Here is a 17,750-nt window from a genome sequence, read left to right as displayed (position 1 = left end):
TTGTGGTTCCTATCAGCTCGGATGTCGTCGGTGTCACTTACCCTGATCTTATGTCTGCCCAAAAATCGAAGCCCACGTCCGTCGTCGGGGCGCTCTTCGGATTCGTCGGCTTCAGCGTGCTGGCCGGCCTCCTCGTCACCATCGGCGTGACGCCGGCGATCGCCGTGGCGGGCATGACCGCCTCGAGCTCGATCGGGGTCTTCGAGTCGATCCCCGAGTACATCGAGATCGGCAAGCTGTCCCAGCGCAACACGCTCTACGCCAAGCAGGGCGGGCAGGACGTCCCCTTCGCGACCCTCTACAGCGAGAACCGCGTCGAGCTCAAGTGGGACCAGGTCTCGGGCAACCTGAAGAACGCCGTCCTCGCCGGTGAGGACCGCCGCTTCTACGACCACGGCGGGGTGGACGTCACGTCGCTCGTGCGCGCCGCGGCGGGGTCGCTCGGGGGCGGCGAGCTGGGGGCCAGCGGCGGCGGGTCGACGTTGACCATGCAGTTGGTGCGCAACATCCGCATCGCCCAGTCGCAGCAGCTCGACACGCAGGAGGAGCGTGACGCCGCCTACAAGGAGGCGACGACGACCACGCTCGACCGCAAGCTCGAGGAGATGAAGTTCGCCATCGGGCTGGAGAAGAAGTACTCCAAGGACGACATCCTGCTCGCGTACCTCAACATCGCGTACTTCGGCGACCAGACCTACGGCGTGCAGGCCGCCGCCCAGCACTACTACAACAAGTCGGCGCTCGACCTGACCGTCGAGGAGGCCGCGAGCCTCATCGCCATCGTCCAGTACCCCGACACCCGCAACCTCTCCACTCCGGAGAAGTACGAGGGCAACAAGGCTCGACGCGACGTCATCATCAAGTCGATGAAGGCCGAGGGCTTCATCGATGAGCCGACGATGCAGGCGGCCCTGGCCGCAGACATCGCGAGCTACGTGCACCTGACGACGCCGACGCAGGGCTGTGCGGCCGTCACGGCAGCCGGAGCCCAGTACTTCTGCGACTACGTGAAGAAGAACATCAAGAACCTCGCCGTCCTGGGCTCCTCGCCCGAGGAGCGCGAGAAGAACTGGGCCACCGGCGGCTACAACGTCTACACGACCCTCGACCTCGACCTCACCGCCAGCGCCAAGGAGAAGGTCGACCGCTACGCCCCGGCGAGCGAGACCCGGCTCCAGCTCGGCTCGGTCGTGAACACCGTGGAGGCCGGCACGGGCCGTGTGCTCGTCATGGCGCAGAACACGACGTTCTCCGAGGTGGCGTCCGAGGACCGCACCCAGACCTCCGTGAACTTCAGCACCGACCAGCAGTACGGCGGCTCGGGCGGCTTCCAGCCCGGCTCGACCTACAAGCCCTTCACCCTGATCGACTGGCTCGAGCAGGGCAACGGCGTGAACCAGTCCGTCAACGCGACTCCCCGCACCTTCCAGCTCACGGCGGACGGCCGTCCGACCGTGCGCTGGACGCCGAAGAACGACGCGGGCGAGAAGCCCGGGAGCATGACGGTCGCCGCGGCCACCGCGCAGTCGATGAACACGGCGTACGCGGCGATGGCCTCCCAGCTCGACCTCGCCGACATCGCCGGGGTCGCCGAGAAGCTCGGCGTGCACCGCGCCGACGGGAACCCGCTGGCCTACGAGAACCCGTCGTCGATCCTCGGCTCGAACGAGGTCGCCCCGCTCACGATGGCCACGGCCTACGCCGCGATCGCGGCCGGCGGCAAGTACTGCGAGTCGATCATCGTGGACAACATCAAGGACTCCTCGGGTGCCGACATCGGCGGTCAGCCCCAGGCCTGCACCCAGGCGCTGGACCCTGACGTCGCCGCCGGCGCCGCCAAGGCGATGTCGGGCCTCTGGACGTCGGGCACGGCCGTCGGCGGCCTGCCTCGCGACGGCATCCCCGAGATCGGCAAGACCGGCACCACCGACGACAAGGACCAGATCTGGATCATCGGCGCGTCCACCCGCGTCGCCACGGCCATCTGGCAGGGCAACTACGACTTCACCGGCGGCAAGAAGAGCCTGCGTGCCTACTCGTCGCCCGTGCAGCCCCGCAACGGCAGCTACGCGAACGCACGGTCGGCCTTCTTCCGTGAGGTCCAGACGGTCAACAACGCCGCGTACCCGGGCGGCGCCTTCGTGGCCCCCTCGAACGCCGTCCTCCGCGGCACCGGGGTCAGCGTGCCCGATCTCGCCGGCAGCACGCCCGCCGCCGCCCAGACGCTCCTCCGCAGCACCGGCCTGAAGTACGAGGACGGCGGTGTGCAGGCGTCGACCCTCCCGGCCGGCCAGGTCAGCGGGTCGGACCCCGCCGGCGGCACGCTCGTCGCCAAGGGCTCCACGGTGCGCGTCTTCACCTCCGACGGCTCGCTGGCCACCACCGTCCCCGACCTCGTGGGCCAGGACCTCAAGGGCGCCGGGGCGACCGTCGCCGGAGCCGGCTTCACCACCGCGCTCGGCGTCTCCGGCTTCACCGCCGGCGACGGCAAGAACCAGTGCCGGGTCGCGAGCAGCGACCCCGCCGCGGGGACGTCCGTCGCGAAGGACACCGCCGTCTCCGTCGTGCTCTACGGCGGCAAGGACGGCAACGACCCCGGAGGGTGCTCGTGAGCCCCCTCTCTGCCGGACGCCTGACGGCCGCGACCGCTGCGGCGGGCGCGGCCGTCGGCCTGGGGGCGTTCGCCTGGGGTGCCCTGGTCGAGCGCAACCGCTTCACCGTGCGCCACGAGGTGCTCCCGATCCTCGAGGCGGGGTCGCGCTCGCTCACCGTCCTCCACCTGTCCGACCTCCACCTCGCCCCGTGGCAGTCGGAGAAGCAGGAGTGGGTCCGCGGACTGTCGGTGTACGAGCCGGACCTCATCGTGAACACGGGCGACAACCTGGGGCACGCCGACGCCCACACCGCGCTCGAGTACACCCTCGAGCCCTTCCGCGGCGTGCCGGGCGTCTGGGTCAACGGGTCCAACGACTACTACGGTCCCGTCCCCAAGAGCCCGCTCCGGTACTTCGCCGGGCCGAGCAGGCCGCACCGGGCCCCGGCACCGCTCGACGTCGACCGCATGGAGGCCTTCTTCGCCGACCTGGGCTGGCTCGACCTGAACAACACCGCACGCGCCTTGGAGCTCCGGGGCAACCGGCTCGAGCTCTTCGGGGTGAACGACGCCCACCGGGGCTGGGACCGCCTCGACCGCCTCCCCGGTGCCCTCGACGACCTCCGCGAGAACGTCGGCTGGCAGGACGACCGGGGCGGGCCGGACCCCATCGGCATCGGCGTCACGCACGCGCCCTACCAGCGCGTGCTCAACTCGTTCGTCACGAACGGCGCCGACGTCATCTTCGGCGGCCACACGCACGGCGGTCAGGTGCGGGTGCCCGGCTACGGCGCACTCGTGACCAACTGCGACATCCCCCGCAGCAAGGTGAGCGGGCTGACGACCTGGAGCCACGCACGGCGCACCGCGCACCTCGAGATCTCCGCAGGGCTCGGCACGTCGATCTACGCCCCCGTGCGGTTCGACTGCCGCCCCGAGGCGGTCGTCGTGACGTTGACCGCCTGACTCGCTCCCCCTCGGTGCCCACCGCCCGGCGGTGGCACGCGGACCCCGATTCATCCGCTATCCTTGTACACGTTGCTTCGGCAGGCAGAGATGCCCACCGAGATGACGGGGTGTGGCGCAGCTTGGTAGCGCGCCTCGTTCGGGACGAGGAGGTCGTGGGTTCGAATCCCGCTACCCCGACACACGACGAATGGCTGGACCCTAGGGTCCAGCCATTCGTCGTTCTGTGCTTTCTTCACGACGCTGAAGGGGAGGCTGGGCCCTACGGGTCCAGCCTTCCTGTCGTTCTGTGCTTTCTTCACGACGCTGGGACCCTGCGGGTCCAGCCTCCCGGGCGTACGTGCCCCTCCACGGGCAGCGGGAGGCGGGGGCCGGGCGGGTCAGGCGAGGCGGCCGCTGCTCTCGGCCAGGTAGCAGGCGCCGCAGAGCGACTCGTACGTGACCTGCTCGCCGTCGATCGCGACCTGGTCCCCGTCGAAGACGAACCGGTCACCGACCTTGCGCGCGTTGAAGACGGCCTTCCGTCCGCAGCGGCAGATCGTCTTGAGCTCCTCGAGGCTGTGCGAGACCTCCATCAGGCGCCGGCTGCCCGGGAACGCGAGCGTGCGGAAGTCGGTGCGGATGCCGTAGGCCAGCACGGGCACGTCCTCCAGCACGGCGATGCGGAGCAGGTCGTCGACCTGCTCCGGTGACAGGAACTGCACCTCGTCGACGAGCAGGCAGGCGAGGTCGGAGCCGGTCTCGTGGCGCACGCGGTCCCGCTCCGTGCAGAACACCGACAGCACGTCGTCGCCCGGCGCGAAGGTGACGTCGACGGTCCGGGTGACGCCGAGCCGCGACACGACCGCGTCGTCGCCCTTCGTGTCGACCCGGGGCTTCGCCAGCAGCACGCGCTGGCCGCGCTCCTCGTAGTTGAAGGCCGCCTGGAGCAGGGCCGTGCTCTTGCCGCTGTTCATGGCCCCGTAGCGGAAGTAGAGCTTCGCCACTACTGGAGGTAGCCGTCCTCCGCCGCCCGACGGATCAGCTCGCTCTTCTTGCTCGCCGGTCGGTTGGCCTTGGCGTACTTCTCGCGCACCCGGCGCAGGTAGGTCTTCGCCGTCTCGTACTGGACGTTCATCTGGGCGGCGACCTCGTTGGTGCTGAAGCCCGAGACGTACAGCCGGAATGCCTCGGCCTCGCCGGCGCTCAGCTTGGGTCGGCTCTGGTTGGTCGCGCCGACCGGCAGCGGCCGCCAGTCCCGCTGCGGCGACGAGTCGCGGGCGACGCCCATCACCTGGCGCGCGGCGTCCATGACCTCGCGCATGGGCAGCGACTTCGACAGGAACGCGCTGGCCCCGGCGTCGAGCGCACGCTCCCGCGACTCCCGCGTGTCGAGGCTCGACAGCACGACGACCTTGGCGCCGGCGGCCCGGCAGGTGCGGACCCGGGCCTCGATCGAGACGGGCTCCTTGAGCTGGAAGTCGAGGAAGACGAGGTCGGTCGGGAAGTTGTCGCTGTGCACCAGCTGCAGCCAGGTGTGCGCCGTGAGCACGAGGTCGAAGTCGTACGCGTTGACGTTGATCCAGCTCGAGAGGCTGTCCAGGAGGACCTCGTGGTCGTCGAGGATGGCGAGGCGCACCCGGCGGGTGGCGGGCGTCTCGTCGCCGGGGCCGACCGTGCTCCAGGACGGAGCGGCGGCGGGCCTGCCGAAGCCCGGGCGGAGGGACGAGCGGCCGCTCGACTCAGTGCTGGTCATAAGAAAACCTTAGTGTCAGGAGGGGGGAGGTGGCGTCGACCTGCAGGTCGCCGAAGACGATGCGGAGCACGGCGAACCAGGGTGCGAAGCGGCGGCGGACGACGAACTCCCCCACCGTGGTCGGGACGCTCACGAGGGCCTCGACGCGCTCGTCGACCCGTCGGAGGTCGACCCGCACGTCGTCGGCCTGGACGCCGTCCCGCTCGCCGAAGGCGACGAGCAGGGCGCGCAGCGACGTCCTGTGGTCCGGGGTCATCGCGGAGGCGACGAAGTCGGGGTCGACGACGATGCCCGAGACCCCGCTCGTCGGGCTGACGAAGAGGTGCTCGAGCCACGACCGGTCGGCCTCCGCCACCATCGACACTCGGAGCTGGTCGGCGATGTCACGGGCCCGCTGCGCATCGGCGGCCGTCACCGCCCCCCGGTCGACGAGCGACGAGAAGAACGGCACGACGTCCCTGTTGAGGATGGTGACGCGGTCCTGCTGCACCGACCGGGCGATGCTCGCCCGCAGCTCGTCGGCGCTGGCGCGCCGGAAGGTCGTCGCGCGGTCGATCCACCGCTCGACCAGCAGCGTGAAGGTGCGGGAGAAGGAGGCGGCGGCCGCGGAGAGCGCCACGACCGGCACGACGGCGACGACGACGAACGTCGTGGTCGGCACGGCCGTCACGAACCAGGGCCGTTCGAGCAGCACGACCACGGCCACGACGACCGCGACGACGAGGCCGGCGACGAGGATCTCGGCGGCGGGTCGGTAGGGGGCGACGCCGAGCAGCAGGACGCCGACCGCGAGCGACGACCAGTCGTCGCGCACGAGCTCGTTCTGCCCGAGGAGACCGAGCGCCTCGAGGGCGACGGCGGCACAGGAGAGCACGACCACGGCCACCAGGGAGCGACGCCGGAACGGCGCCCGGAGCGGGCTGGCGGAGAGCACGAGCACGAGGCCGGCCGCCGCCAGGGCCGCGACCGCGCCCACGGACGCGGCCGGGTCGACGATCTCGTCACGACCGCTCAGGGTCGCCGACACGGCCACGGCGAGGGCCGCGACGACGGTGATCAGCGACACGGGACGGGAGGCCAGGGCCCCCACGGGGTCGACCTGCTGCGGGGTCCGCTCGCGGTCGCTCATGCGGCGTCGCCCGTCCGGTCGTCCGAGCGCGCGACGTCCGACGCGCCCTCGGCGCCGGGCACCGGGACAGTGTCCCCCGGCTCGTCGGGGCCGGTGGCCGGGACGCGGATGACGACGGAGGTGCCGCTGCCGGGCGACGACCAGACCTGCGCCGAGCCCCCGACGCGCTCCATGCGCGCCCGGACCGAGTTGCTGAGGCCGAGCCGGTCACGGGGCACCGCGTCCTGGTCGAAGCCCGCACCGTCGTCGATGACCATGACCGAGAGCTCGCCGCCGTCGCCGTAGACGACGACCTCCGCGCGGCGCACCCCGCTGTGCTTCTCGACGTTCGTCAGGCACTGGGTCACGGCCAGGCCGAGCGCCTGGCCCACCACGGGCGCCAGGCGGGCCACGGCCGCGACGTCGCCCGTGACGCCGATCTCCAGCCCCCGGGCGCGCCCCTGCTCGACAGCGCGGGCGAGCTGGCTGTCGTCCCACTCGGCCGTCGCGGCGTCGACCCCGGGCGGGGCGGGGTCACGCAGCCATTCCTGGCCGACGAGCGTCTCGAGGTCCGCCGCCATCGACGAGGCGAGCGACGGGTCGAGCCGGCCGGGGCCCGCGGTCGCGACGGCGGCGAGGTGGTTGAGGACGGTGTCGTGGACGAGCGCCGCGGCCTGCTGCTCCATGTCGTGACGGATGCTCTGGAGCTGCTGGTCGACGGCGGCGCGGTGGATGCTCGGCTGGGCCCGCCGAGCCCGGTCGCGGGCGACGAGGGCGTAGCCGAGGGTGGCGACCACGACGGCCCAGGCCACCACCGTCGTCACGTCGACCTTCGGGGCGGACCCGGTCTGCCAGGTCGCGAGCTGGGTGGCCACCTCGCCGAGCACGAGGCCGCCCGTCGCCCAGGCGATGCTGTGACGCGGGCGCACCCCGCTCGCCCCCACCATGACCAGGGCGATCTTGGGGAGCGAGAGCGAGAAGGCGTCGGAGGCCTGGATCGACGGGACCTGGGCGAAGAGGGTGAGCGCGTACCAGTAGAGGCAGGCCGAGCCGAGGACAAGGTAGGCGGCGTAGCTCGTGGCGCTGCGGTAGGTGGCGACGACGAGCACGAGCGCCGCCATCGTCACGACCGCGACCAGGGCGGGCCACAGGATGAGCGACGGCATGCCCACCTGGTTGCTCACCAGCAGGAGGGCCGCGCCGGCGAGGACGACGCACGCGATCACGTGACAGGAGCGCGCGAGCGCGCGACCGGTGCTCTGGGGAGCGAGGTGGGCGGGCAGTCCGAGCAGCACCGTGCCTCCTTCGCTCCGTGGCTGGCCTGATGATCATGCCAGAACATGGACCAGCTCATGTACCCCGTTATCTGGGGCCACCCCCGGATCGACTCGCAGGAGGAACGTGATCTGTGCCCCGGTCGCTCAGAAGAGCCGGGGATGCGCGGAGCGTGCCCCGCCGGGGAGCTCCTCCGCCAGGAGCGACCGGGGAGCCGACGTCGGGGTGAGGTTCATCAGCCGCAGCGACTGCTCCGCGTCGTCGAGCGCCCGCGACCGGGTCGTGCCGGTCGAGGGGTCGGCCTCGCCGCGCTGCAGCCCGTGCTGGGCCAGCAGGGGCCGCATCCGCCCCGCGAGCCAGCGGCGGTACCCCGTGGGCGCGTAGGTGCCGTGCGCGTAGAGCTCGCGGTACTTGGGCAACAGCTCCGGGTGCTCGCGCTCGAGCCAGGCGAAGAACCACTCCTTGACCCCGGGCTTGAGGTGCAGCGCGCTGTAGAGCACCGTGGTGGCCCCGGAGTCGCGGACGGCCTCGAGCGCCGTGGCGAGGTGTTCGCGCGTGTCGGTGAGGTACGGCAGCACCGGCATCATGAAGACGGAGCAGCGGAGGCCCGCGTCGGTCGCCGCCCGGACGGTGGCGAGGCGCGCCGCGGTCGTGGGCGTGCCCGGCTCGATCGACTGCTGCAGCTCGTCGTCGTGGACGGCGACGGACATCGCGATGTCGACCGGCACGTGCTCCGCCGCCTCCGCCAGCAGCGGCAGGTCGCGGCGGAGGAGGGTGCCCTTCGTGAGGATGCTGAACGGCGTGCCCGAGTCGGCGAGCGCCGCGATGATGCCCGGCATGAGGCGGTAGCGCCCCTCGGCCCGCTGGTACGGGTCGGTGTTCGTGCCGAGCGCGACCGGGTGGCGCTGCCAGGACGGCCGGGCGAGCTCACGGGCCAGGACCTCGGCCACGTTGATCTTGACCACGATCTGGCGGTCGAAGTCGTCGCCGCCGTCGAGGTCGAGGTACTCGTGGGTCGGCCGCGCGAAGCAGTAGACGCAGGCGTGGCTGCAGCCCCGGTACGGGTTGACCGTCCAGCCGAACGGCAGGGCGCTGTCTCCGCCGGGCACGCGGTTCAGCGCGCTCTTGGCGAGGATCTCGTGGAAGGTGACGCCGGCGAACTCCGGCGTCGTGACCGACGCCACCAGGTTCGACAGCTTCGCGAGCCCGGGCAGGGCCGAGTCGCTCTCCGTCGCCATCGCCTGCCCGCTCCACCGCATGCGTCCATTAGAACACACGTTCGATCGGGCCGGGACGCCGGCGACGGGGTCAGGCGTGGATGCGCAGCGCCTCCGCGGTCGCGCCGAGGGTGGCGGCGGCCCGCTGCTCGTCCGTCGCGACGGACTCCCCGTAGGTCGGCACGAGCCGCCGGAGCACCGGGGTCCAGCCCGCGATGCGGTCGGGGAAGCAGCGCTCCAGCACGTCGAGCATGATCGGCACGGCCGTCGAGGCGCCCGGCGAGGCACCGAGGAGGCCGGCGATGCTGCCGTCCGCCGCGGCGACGACCTCGGTGCCGAACTGCAGCACCCCGCCCTTCTGTGCGTCGCGCTTGATCACCTGGACGCGCTGGCCCGCGGTGATGCGGTACCAGTCGGCCGGGTCGGCGTCGGGCATGAACTCGCGCAGCGCCTCGAACTTGGTCTCCTTGCTCGCGGCCAGCTGGCCGACGAGGTACTTCACGAGGCCGAGGTTGGCGAGGCCCGCCCGGATCATCGGGTAGAGGTTGTGCGGCCGGATCGACATCACGAGGTCGAGCACGGAGCCGTTCTTGAGGAACTTCGGGCTGAAGCCGGCGTAGGGCCCGAACATGAGGCTCGCCTCGCCGTCGACGATGCGGGTGTCGAGGTGCGGCACCGACATGGGCGGCGACCCGACGGCGGCCTTGCCGTAGACCTTCGCCCGGTGCTTCGCGACGACCTCGGGGTCGTCGGTGCGGAGGAACTCGCCGCTGACCGGGAAGCCGCCGAAGCCCTTGATCTCGTCGATGCCCGACTTCTGCAGGAGGTGCAGCGCGCCTCCCCCGGCCCCCACGAAGACGAAGCGGGCGTCGACCGTCGTGGGCGTGCCGCCGACCTGCTTGCGCATCTTGATGCGCCAGGTGCCGTCGCCGAGCTTCTTCAGGCCCGTCACGCGGTGGTCGAGCTCGAGGCGGGCGTCGTTCGCCTCGAGGTGCTCGATGAGCAGCCGGGTCAGCGCCCCGAAGTCGACGTCGGTGCCGGCCTCGATGCGGGTCGCGGCGATCGGCTGCCCCTTCGAGCGGCCGGGGATGAGCACGGGGGCCCACGAGCGGATGACGGAGGCGTCGGTGCTGAACTCGAGGCCGCGGAAGAGCGGGTGGTCGCGCAGGGCCTCGTGGCGCTTGCGCAGGTACTCGACGTTCTTCTCGCCCCAGACGAAGCTCATGTGGGGCGTCGACGAGATGAACGCGGACGGGTCGGGCAGGGCGCCCTCGGCGACGAGGTGCGACCAGAACTGCCGCGAGACCTGGAACTGCTCGTTGACCTTCACGGCGCTGCTGATGTCGATCGTGCCGTCGGATCGCTCGGGCGTGTAGTTGAGCTCGCAGAGCGCGGAGTGGCCGGTGCCCGCGTTGTTCCACGGGTTGCTCGACTCCTGGGCCACGTCTCCGAGGGCCTCGTAGATCTGGATCGTCCACGTCGGCTCGAGCTGCTTGATCATCGCGCCGAGGGTGGCGCTCATGATGCCCGCCCCGATCAGGGCGACGTCGACTGGCTTCGGTGCATCGGTCACGGCGTCAGTCTAGGCCGACGCGCTCACGGCGGGGCGAGCGGCCCCGGGGAGGCGGCGCAGGCCTCTCGACGTCGAACGACCGCCGACGACCCCGCCGGTCGGTGCCCGAGCCCGGTCAGAGCCCGAGCCCGGTCAGCGCCTCGTCCATGCGCCGCGCTAGCTCGGCGTAGCCGTCGTCGTTCGGGTGCAGCCCGTCGGCTGCCATCCACTCCGGGTGGCCGGTCAGCCAGCGCGAGGCCCCCGGCACCTGGTCGGCGTCGATCTCGTCGGCCGCCTCCCGCACCCAGCCGGCGATGATGTCGACGCTCTCGGGCCGCTCGTCGGTGTACCAGAACGGCTCGACGACGACGAAGCGCGCCTCGGGCAGGGCGTCGTCGAGGCGGTGCAGGTCGACGCCGATCTGCTCGTGGATCTCGTCGGCGCTCCTGTCGTACGAGAACGCGTCGTTGAGCCCCATCGTCACGATCACGATGTCGGGGTCGGCCGCGATCACCTGGCCCGGCAGGTCGCCGCCCTCGAACGACGTCCGGTTGTTGACGAAGCCCAGGCCGTTCACGCTCTCGTTGTGCTCCCGCCAGCCGCGCTCGGCGCTGACGACGGTCGACCACCGCTTCGACGGGTCGCTCGCCCCGGTGCCCAGCGTGTACGAGTCGCCGTAGAACGAGACGACCGGCCCGTCTCCCTCCGGGACGCCGGCCCGGCCGTCGCCGGCCGACGGCGCCGCGGGGTCGGGCGCGCAGCCGGTGAGGACGAGGAGGAACGCCGCGACGGCGACGAGGGAGCGGGCGAGACGGGTCACGCTCGCTGTTCGGAGCGCAGGAGGCGCGGGTTCGGTGCCCCGCGCCTCCCGCGCTCCCCTGCCGGGCTCAGGCGGCGGCGAGGCGACGGGCCGCGACGATCTCCGCGATCTGCACCGCGTTCAGGGCCGCGCCCTTGCGGAGGTTGTCGTTGCTGATGAAGAGGGCGATGCCGCGGTCGCCGGGCACACCCTCGTCTTGCCGGATGCGGCCCACGTACGACGGGTCGGAGCCCGCCGCCTGGAGCGGCGTCGGCACGTCGGTCAGGACGACGCCGGGGGCGTCGGCGAGGAGCTCCTTCGCGCGGGCCGCCGTGAGGGCGTCGGCGAACTCGGCGTTGATCGACAGCGAGTGGCCCGTGAAGACCGGCACGCGCACGCAGGTGCCGCTGACGCGGAGGTCGGGGCGCTCGAGGATCTTGCGGCTCTCGTTGCGCAGCTTCTTCTCCTCGTCGGTCTCGTCGAGGCCGTCGTCGACGATCGAGCCGGCGAGCGGGATGACGTCGAAGGCGATGGGGCGCACGTAGACGGCGGGCTCCGGCATCTGCACCGCGCCTCCGTCGTGGACGAGGCCGGCCGTGTCGCCCTCGAGGGCGGCGCGCACCTGGCCGAGCAGCTCGTCGGCGCCGGCGAGGCCGCTGCCGCTGACCGCCTGGTAGGTGCTGACGATGAGGCGCTCGAGGGTCGCCTCCGCGTCGAGGACCTTGAGGACGGGCATCGCGGCCATCGTCGTGCAGTTCGGGTTGGCGATGATGCCCTTGACGGCCTGGTCGATCGCGTGCGGGTTCACCTCGCTGACGACGAGCGGCACCTCCGGGTCCATCCGGAAGGCGCTCGAGTTGTCGATGACGAGCACGCCCGCGGCGGCGAAGCGCGGGGCGTGCGCCCGGCTGCCGGTGGCGCCGGCGGAGAAGAGCGCGATGTCGAGGCCCGTCGGGTCGGCGGTCTCGACGTCCTCGACGACGACGTCGACGCCGCGGAACGACAGCGTCGTGCCGGCGGAGCGCGCCGTCGCGAAGAAGCGGATCTCACGGAGCGGGAAGTCACGCTCGTCGAGCAGCGTCCGCATGACCTTGCCGACCTGGCCGGTGGCACCGACCACGCCGACGCGCAGCCCCCGCTCGCTCAGGGTGTCGGACATGTCGTGCTCCTTCGTGACGGGTGGTGCGGGGACGGGTGGTGCGGGGACGGGGGCGGGGCGGAGGCGGGGGCTGAGCCGGGCGGCGCGGTCAGCGACCGGTGCCGGCCCAGACGACGGCCTCGACGTCGCCGTCGAGCTCGAACGCGGTGTGGACGACGCGGAGGGCGTCGGCGAGCGTGTCGGCCCGGGTGACGACCGAGATGCGGATCTCGCTGGTCGAGATCATCTCGATGTTGATGCCGGCCTCGAAGAGGGCCGTGAAGAGACGGGCCGAGACGCCGGCGTTCGTCCGCATGCCCGCGCCGACGAGCGCGAGCTTGCCGATCTGGTCGTCGTACTGAAGCGACTCGAAGCCGATCTCGGCCCGGTCGGACTCGAGCGCCTGGAGGACGGTCGCGCCCTCGGACTTCGGCAGCGTGAACGAGATGTCGGTCCGGCTGGTCGACGCCGCCGAGATGTTCTGCACGATCATGTCGATGTTGGCGCCGGTCTTGGCGACGGTGCGGAAGATCTGCGCGGCCTTGCCGGGCACGTCGGGCACGCCGACGACCGTGATCTTGCCCTCGCTGAGGTCTCCGGCGACGCCGCTGATGATGGGCTCTTCCACGTTCTCTCCCTCTTTCGGGTTGACGACCAGCGTGCCCTCGCCGTTGTGGAACGACGAGCGCACGTGCAGGGTGACGCCGTGCCGCCGGGCGTACTCGACGGCCCGGATGTACAGCACCTTCGACCCCGCGGCGGCGAGCTCGAGCATCTCCTCGCTGGTGATGCGGTCGAGCTTGCGGGCCTTGGGCACGACGCGGGGGTCGGCGGTGAAGATGCCGTCCACGTCGGTGTAGATCTCGCAGACGTCGGCGTCGAGCGCCGCGGCGAGCGCCACGGCCGTCGTGTCGCTGCCGCCCCGGCCGAGGGTGGTGATGTCGCCGGTCGTGCGGTTGAAGCCCTGGAAGCCCGCGACGATCGCGACCGACCCGGCGTCGAGCGCGTCGCGGATGCGGCCGGGCGTCACGTCGACGATGCGGGCCTTGCCGTGCTGCGCGTCGGTGAGCATGCCGGCCTGGCTGCCGGTGTACGAGCGGGCCTCGACGCCGAGGCTGCGGATGGCCATGGCGAGCAGGGCCATGCTGATGCGCTCGCCCGCGGTGAGCAGCATGTCGAGCTCGCGGCCCCCGGGGATCGGCGTGACCTCGTGCGCGAGGTCGAGCAGCTCGTCGGTCGTGTCGCCCATGGCGCTGACGGCCACGACGACGTCGTTGCCCGCCTTGCGGGTCTCGACGATGCGCTTGGCCACGCGCTTGATGCTCTCGGCGTCGGCGACGGACGACCCGCCGAATTTCTGCACGATCAAGCTCACGGGGACTCCAGGGACGGGTACGAGGGGCCGCTCGCGGCGGGAGGGGCCCGCGCGGGCGTGGTCCGATCCTAACGGCGCGGGCGCCGTGTGACGTCGCGCGGCCCGCGACGCCGCGCTCCCCGTACGGTGGGGGCATGCCCGACACCGACGACGCCCGCGGAGCCGCCTCGCGGGTCCAGGACAGCCGCGCCCTCCAGACCCTCGCCCGCGTGGGCTTCGCCATGAACGGCGTCCTGCACGTGCTCATCGGCGGCATCGCCGTGGGCATCGCCTTCGGCGGCGGGGGCGAGGCCGACCAGGGCGGCGCCCTCGGCCAGCTCGCCGCTCAGCCCGCCGGGGCCGTCGTGCTCTGGGTGATCGTCGTCGGCCTCTGGGCCCTCGGCCTGTTCCAGCTGCTCGAGGCCGCGCTGGTGCGCGGGACGGACGGGGAGGCGTGGGGCGCGCGGGCCAAGGAGGGCGGCAAGGGCGTCGCGTACCTGGCCGTCGGCGCCACCGCGTTCACCTTCGCCCGAGGCGGCTCCTCCGACAGCTCCGACCAGACCGAGTCGCTGAGCGCACGCCTGATCGCGACGCCCGGCGGCGTCGTGCTCCTCGTCGTGCTCGCCCTGGCGATCGTCGCCGTCGGCGTCTACTTCGTGGTCAAGGGGGTCAGGCAGAAGTTCCGCCAGGACCTCGTCGTGCCGTCGGGCAGCGCCGGGCGGGCGACCGTCGGGCTCGGCGTGGCCGGCTACGTCGCGAAGGGCGTCGCCCTGGCCGTCGTCGGCGTGCTCTTCGCCGTGGCGGCGATCACCTCCGACCCCGAGGAGGCCAGCGGGCTCGACGGGGCCCTGCGGTCGCTGGCCGAGCTGCCGTTCGGCACGGTCGTGCTCACGGCCGTCGCGGTCGGGCTCGTGGCGTTCGGCCTCTACAGCTTCGTCCGGGCCCGCCGCGCCCGGCTCTGATCGCCGGGCGCGATCGGCCGCCGGCTACTCGCCGACGACCCGGCGCCCCTCGAAGGCACGACCGAGGGTGACCTCGTCGGCGTACTCGAGGTCTCCGCCCACGGGCAGGCCCGAGGCGAGCCGGGTGACGCGGAGCCCGAACGGGGCGAGCATCCGCGAGAGGTACGTCGCGGTGGCCTCGCCCTCGAGGTTCGGGTCGGTCGCGATGATGACCTCCTGGACGGTGTCGTCGGCGAGGCGCTGCACGAGCTGCCGGATGCGCAGGTCGTCGGGCCCGACGCCGTCGATGGGGCTGATCGCCCCGCCGAGCACGTGGTACAGCCCGCGGAACTCCCGGGTGCGCTCGATCGCCTGGACGTCCTTCGCCTCCTCGACGACGCAGATCGTCGCGGGCGACCGACGCGGATCGCGGCAGATCACGCAGGTCTCCTGCTCGGTCACGTTGCCGCAGACCTCGCAGAACCGCACCTTCGTCTTGACGTCCACCAGCAGCTCGGAGAGCCGCGTCGTGTCGAACGACTCGCTCTGCAGGATGTGGAAGGCGATGCGCTGGGCCGACTTCGGCCCGATGCCCGGGAGGCGGCCGAACTCGTCGATCAGCTCCTGGACGATTCCCTCGTACACGGGCTACTCGCTTCTCTGAGGCGTGACGCGGGGGGCGACCGTCTCTTCTTCGATGAACTGGGCCCCGAGGATCTCGCGGACGACGGCCTCGCCGTAGCGCGAGCCGTTCGGGATGCCGCGGCGCGGGTCGCCGGCGGCGGCGCGGCGGGCGGCCGCGGGCGGACCGGCGGGAGTCGCGGGTCGGCCCTCGGGGGCCGGCCCGGTGCCCGAGGCGGCCGGCGCCGTGCGCGGGGCAGCGGCCTCGACGGGCGGGGGCGCGGCGTCGACGGTGGGCACGCCTCCCGGGGGCTCCTCGGTGATGTGCTCGGGCTCGTCGGGCTCCGGCGGAGCCGACTGCGGGATCGGGGCGACGTCCCAGCCGGTGACCGGGTCGGACGACGTCGCCCGCGTCGGAGCCGCGGCGGGGCGGCGGGGCGGCGCCACCGCGGCCGTCGGAGCCGTCGGTGCCGGGGCGGCGGGCGCCTCGACGGGCTCCGCGGAGCGGGTCGGCGCGGGCGCGCCGACGGGCGCCTCGCGGCGAGCCGGAGGTTCGACCGGAGCGGCAGCGGTCGCAGCGGCAGCAGGAGCGGCGGCGGTCGGCGCGTCGACGGGCGCGGACGCCACGGGCGTCGCCGACGCACCCGTGGGGGCGCCCGGGGCGTCGGTCGGGCCCTCGACCCGGGCGATGTACTTCACCTTGACGCCGAGCACGTGCTGGATGGCGCGTCGCAGGTGCTCGCTGACGCCGTCGCCGGCGCCCTGGGGCTTCTTGAAGCTCTCGACGTCGTGCGCGCTCGGGAAGGTCAGCGTGAGCACGTCGTCGGCGAAGGCCTGCACGGTGGCCGTGACGACGACCATCCACGCCGTCCGCTTCGACTTCTCGACGACCTCGACGATCTCCGGCCAGGCGTCGCGCAGCTGCTGGAGGCTGACCGGCCCGACCGGCGACGAGGCGCGCTCGGGCTCCGGCGGCACCGCGTTCTCGACGGCGGGGGCCTGGGCCCAGGCCGCGGAGTGCGGAGCGCTCGGCGGCGCCGGCTCGCTCGCCGCGGCGCCGGCGCCCTCCCGCGCGGCGGGTGCGGCCGCGGGAGCGACCGACGACCAGGCCTCGGCCGCCGAGGCGGGCGACGCCGACGACGTCGACGCCGAGGACGACGCGGCGGGCGCCGACTCGACCTGGCCGGGCGCCGACGCTCGCGGCGCTGCCGAGGCCGTGCCGCGGGCGGCGGGCGACGACGACGCGGACGCCGCGGCCCGCGGGGCCTCCGCTCCCCCGTCGACCCCGACCCGGCGCTCCAGCCGCTCGACCCGGGCGAGGGCGCCGCGGGTGGTCTCGTCGGACTCCGGCACGAGCACGCGCGCGATCATCAGCTCGAGGTGCAGGCGGGGCGAGGTCGCCCCGGTCATGTCGGTGAGGGCGCGGTTCACCAGGTCGGCCGAGCGCGAGAGCTCCGCGGCGCCGAACGCGTGCGACTGGGCCGTCAGCCGGTCGAGCTCCTCCGGCGTGACTCCGCGCAGCACGGCGGCGGCGCCCTCGACGGTCGCGCCGACCACGATCAGGTCGCGGAGGCGCTCGAGGAGGTCCTCGACGAAGCGACGGGGGTCCTGGCCGGTCTGCACGACCCGGTCGACGGCGGCGAAGGCCGCCGCGCCGTCACGGGCGCCGAGGGCCTCGACGACGTCGTCGAGCAGGGAGGCGTGGGTGTAGCCGAGCAGCGCCACGGCGCGCTCGTAGTCGATGCCGCCGTCGTCGCTGCCCGCCATCAGCTGGTCGAGCAGCGACAGGGTGTCGCGCACCGAGCCTCCCCCGGCCCGGACCACGAGGGGCAGCACGCCGGGGGCGGCGGCGACCTGCTCGCTCGCGCTGAGCTCCTGGACGTACTCGAGCATCTGCGCCGGGGGCACGAGGCGGAAGGGGTAGTGGTGCGTGCGCGAGCGGATCGTGCCGATGACCTTGTCGGGCTCCGTCGTCGCGAAGATGAACTTGACGTGCTCCGGCGGCTCCTCGACGACCTTGAGCAGCGCGTTGAACCCCTGCGGGGTCACCATGTGCGCCTCGTCGAGGATGAAGATCTTGAAGCGGTCGCGGGCCGGCGCGAAGACGGCGCGGTCACGGATGTCGCGGGCGTCGTCGACGCCGTTGTGGCTCGCCGCGTCGATCTCGATCACGTCGAGCGATCCGCCGCCGTCGCGCGCGAGCTCGACGCAGGACGGGCAGACGCCGCACGGGGTGTCGGTGGGGCCCTCGGCGCAGTTGAGGCAGCGGGCGAGGATGCGGGCGGACGTCGTCTTGCCGCAGCCGCGCGGGCCGCTGAACAGGTACGCGTGGTTGACGCGGTCGGTGCGGAGCGCCGTGCGGAGCGGGTCCGTCACCTGCGACTGCCCGATCAGCTCGGCGAAGTTCTCTGGCCGGTAACGGCGATACAGGGCGGTGACCACCCCCCAAGA

Annotated in this window: 14 protein-coding genes and 1 tRNA gene; 4 read left to right on the top strand and 11 right to left on the bottom strand. The window is 72.6% G+C overall.

Annotation, left to right across the window (positions count from 1 at the left end; all coding sequences use genetic code 11):
- Positions 1 to 50: 50 nt before the first annotated feature.
- The 3 genes from IFT72_RS01815 (at position 51) to IFT72_RS01805 (ending at position 3,739) form a co-directional block, all read left to right on the top strand.
- Positions 51 to 2,612, top strand: coding sequence for a transglycosylase domain-containing protein (locus tag IFT72_RS01815; RefSeq protein ID WP_082514263.1), 2,562 nt, complete (start codon positions 51 to 53; stop codon positions 2,610 to 2,612).
- A complete protein-coding gene (locus tag IFT72_RS01810) occupies positions 2,609 to 3,559 on the top strand; it encodes a metallophosphoesterase (protein ID WP_192045402.1) in 951 nt (316 codons plus the stop codon). The genes IFT72_RS01815 and IFT72_RS01810 overlap by 4 nt, the downstream gene beginning before the upstream one ends.
- 106 nt (positions 3,560 to 3,665) lie before the next feature.
- A tRNA-Pro gene (locus IFT72_RS01805) sits at positions 3,666 to 3,739 on the top strand.
- Between the two features lie 200 nt (positions 3,740 to 3,939).
- On the opposite strand, the gene IFT72_RS01800 is transcribed toward IFT72_RS01805, so the two are convergent.
- From IFT72_RS01800 to IFT72_RS01760, 9 genes are all read right to left on the bottom strand, one after another.
- Positions 3,940 to 4,545 (bottom strand): thymidine kinase, encoded by a 606-nt coding sequence (locus IFT72_RS01800; protein WP_192045401.1) that lies wholly within the window; start codon positions 4,543 to 4,545, stop codon positions 3,940 to 3,942.
- Positions 4,545 to 5,294: a response regulator gene (locus IFT72_RS01795; RefSeq protein ID WP_082514262.1), complete on the bottom strand. Its 750-nt coding sequence runs from the start codon at positions 5,292 to 5,294 to the stop codon at positions 4,545 to 4,547. Before IFT72_RS01795 ends, IFT72_RS01800 begins: the two co-directional genes overlap by 1 nt.
- Positions 5,281 to 6,423: a hypothetical protein gene (locus IFT72_RS01790; protein WP_056053158.1), complete on the bottom strand. Its 1,143-nt coding sequence runs from the start codon at positions 6,421 to 6,423 to the stop codon at positions 5,281 to 5,283. The genes IFT72_RS01795 and IFT72_RS01790 overlap by 14 nt, the downstream gene beginning before the upstream one ends.
- Positions 6,420 to 7,697 carry a sensor histidine kinase gene (locus IFT72_RS01785; RefSeq protein WP_056053155.1) on the bottom strand — a complete coding sequence of 426 codons (1,278 nt, stop codon included), beginning with the start codon at positions 7,695 to 7,697 and terminating at the stop codon, positions 6,420 to 6,422. The genes IFT72_RS01790 and IFT72_RS01785 overlap by 4 nt, the downstream gene beginning before the upstream one ends.
- A gap of 126 nt (positions 7,698 to 7,823) precedes the next feature.
- A complete protein-coding gene (locus IFT72_RS01780) occupies positions 7,824 to 8,936 on the bottom strand; it encodes an Rv2578c family radical SAM protein (RefSeq protein ID WP_192045400.1) in 1,113 nt (370 codons plus the stop codon).
- A gap of 49 nt (positions 8,937 to 8,985) precedes the next feature.
- Positions 8,986 to 10,467 carry a malate:quinone oxidoreductase gene (locus tag IFT72_RS01775; RefSeq protein WP_192045399.1) on the bottom strand — a complete coding sequence of 494 codons (1,482 nt, stop codon included), beginning with the start codon at positions 10,465 to 10,467 and terminating at the stop codon, positions 8,986 to 8,988.
- Positions 10,468 to 10,582: 115 nt separating this feature from the next.
- The gene (locus IFT72_RS01770; protein ID WP_192045398.1) at positions 10,583 to 11,266 is read right to left on the bottom strand and encodes a GDSL-type esterase/lipase family protein; all 684 of its coding nucleotides are present in this window, start codon (positions 11,264 to 11,266) and stop codon (positions 10,583 to 10,585) included.
- A gap of 67 nt (positions 11,267 to 11,333) precedes the next feature.
- Positions 11,334 to 12,404, bottom strand: coding sequence for an aspartate-semialdehyde dehydrogenase (locus tag IFT72_RS01765; RefSeq protein WP_056053146.1), 1,071 nt, complete (start codon positions 12,402 to 12,404; stop codon positions 11,334 to 11,336).
- 88 nt (positions 12,405 to 12,492) lie between these two features.
- On the bottom strand, positions 12,493 to 13,758 hold the full coding sequence (locus tag IFT72_RS01760; protein ID WP_056053143.1) for an aspartate kinase: 1,266 nt from the start codon (positions 13,756 to 13,758) through the stop codon (positions 12,493 to 12,495).
- A 134-nt stretch (positions 13,759 to 13,892) separates the two neighbouring features.
- Here IFT72_RS01760 and IFT72_RS01755 point away from each other — a divergent pair, with 134 nt between their 5' ends.
- The gene (locus IFT72_RS01755; RefSeq protein WP_192045397.1) at positions 13,893 to 14,699 is read left to right on the top strand and encodes a DUF1206 domain-containing protein; all 807 of its coding nucleotides are present in this window, start codon (positions 13,893 to 13,895) and stop codon (positions 14,697 to 14,699) included.
- 24 nt (positions 14,700 to 14,723) lie between these two features.
- Here IFT72_RS01755 and recR read toward each other — a convergent pair whose 3' ends face one another.
- Both recR and IFT72_RS01745 read right to left on the bottom strand, forming a co-directional pair.
- Positions 14,724 to 15,323 (bottom strand): recombination mediator RecR, encoded by a 600-nt coding sequence (gene recR / locus IFT72_RS01750; protein WP_056053137.1) that lies wholly within the window; start codon positions 15,321 to 15,323, stop codon positions 14,724 to 14,726.
- Between the two features lie 3 nt (positions 15,324 to 15,326).
- Positions 15,327 to 17,741, bottom strand: coding sequence for a DNA polymerase III subunit gamma and tau (locus IFT72_RS01745; RefSeq protein WP_192045396.1), 2,415 nt, complete (start codon positions 17,739 to 17,741; stop codon positions 15,327 to 15,329).
- Between the last annotated feature and the right edge of the window lie 9 nt (positions 17,742 to 17,750).

The sequence above is a fragment of the Frigoribacterium sp. CFBP 8754 genome (assembly GCF_014841815.1).
In the GTDB taxonomy this organism is placed as follows: domain Bacteria; phylum Actinomycetota; class Actinomycetes; order Actinomycetales; family Microbacteriaceae; genus Frigoribacterium; species Frigoribacterium endophyticum.
Note: the sequence above shows the minus strand (reverse complement) of the source record. Positions and strands in the feature narration are given on the sequence as shown.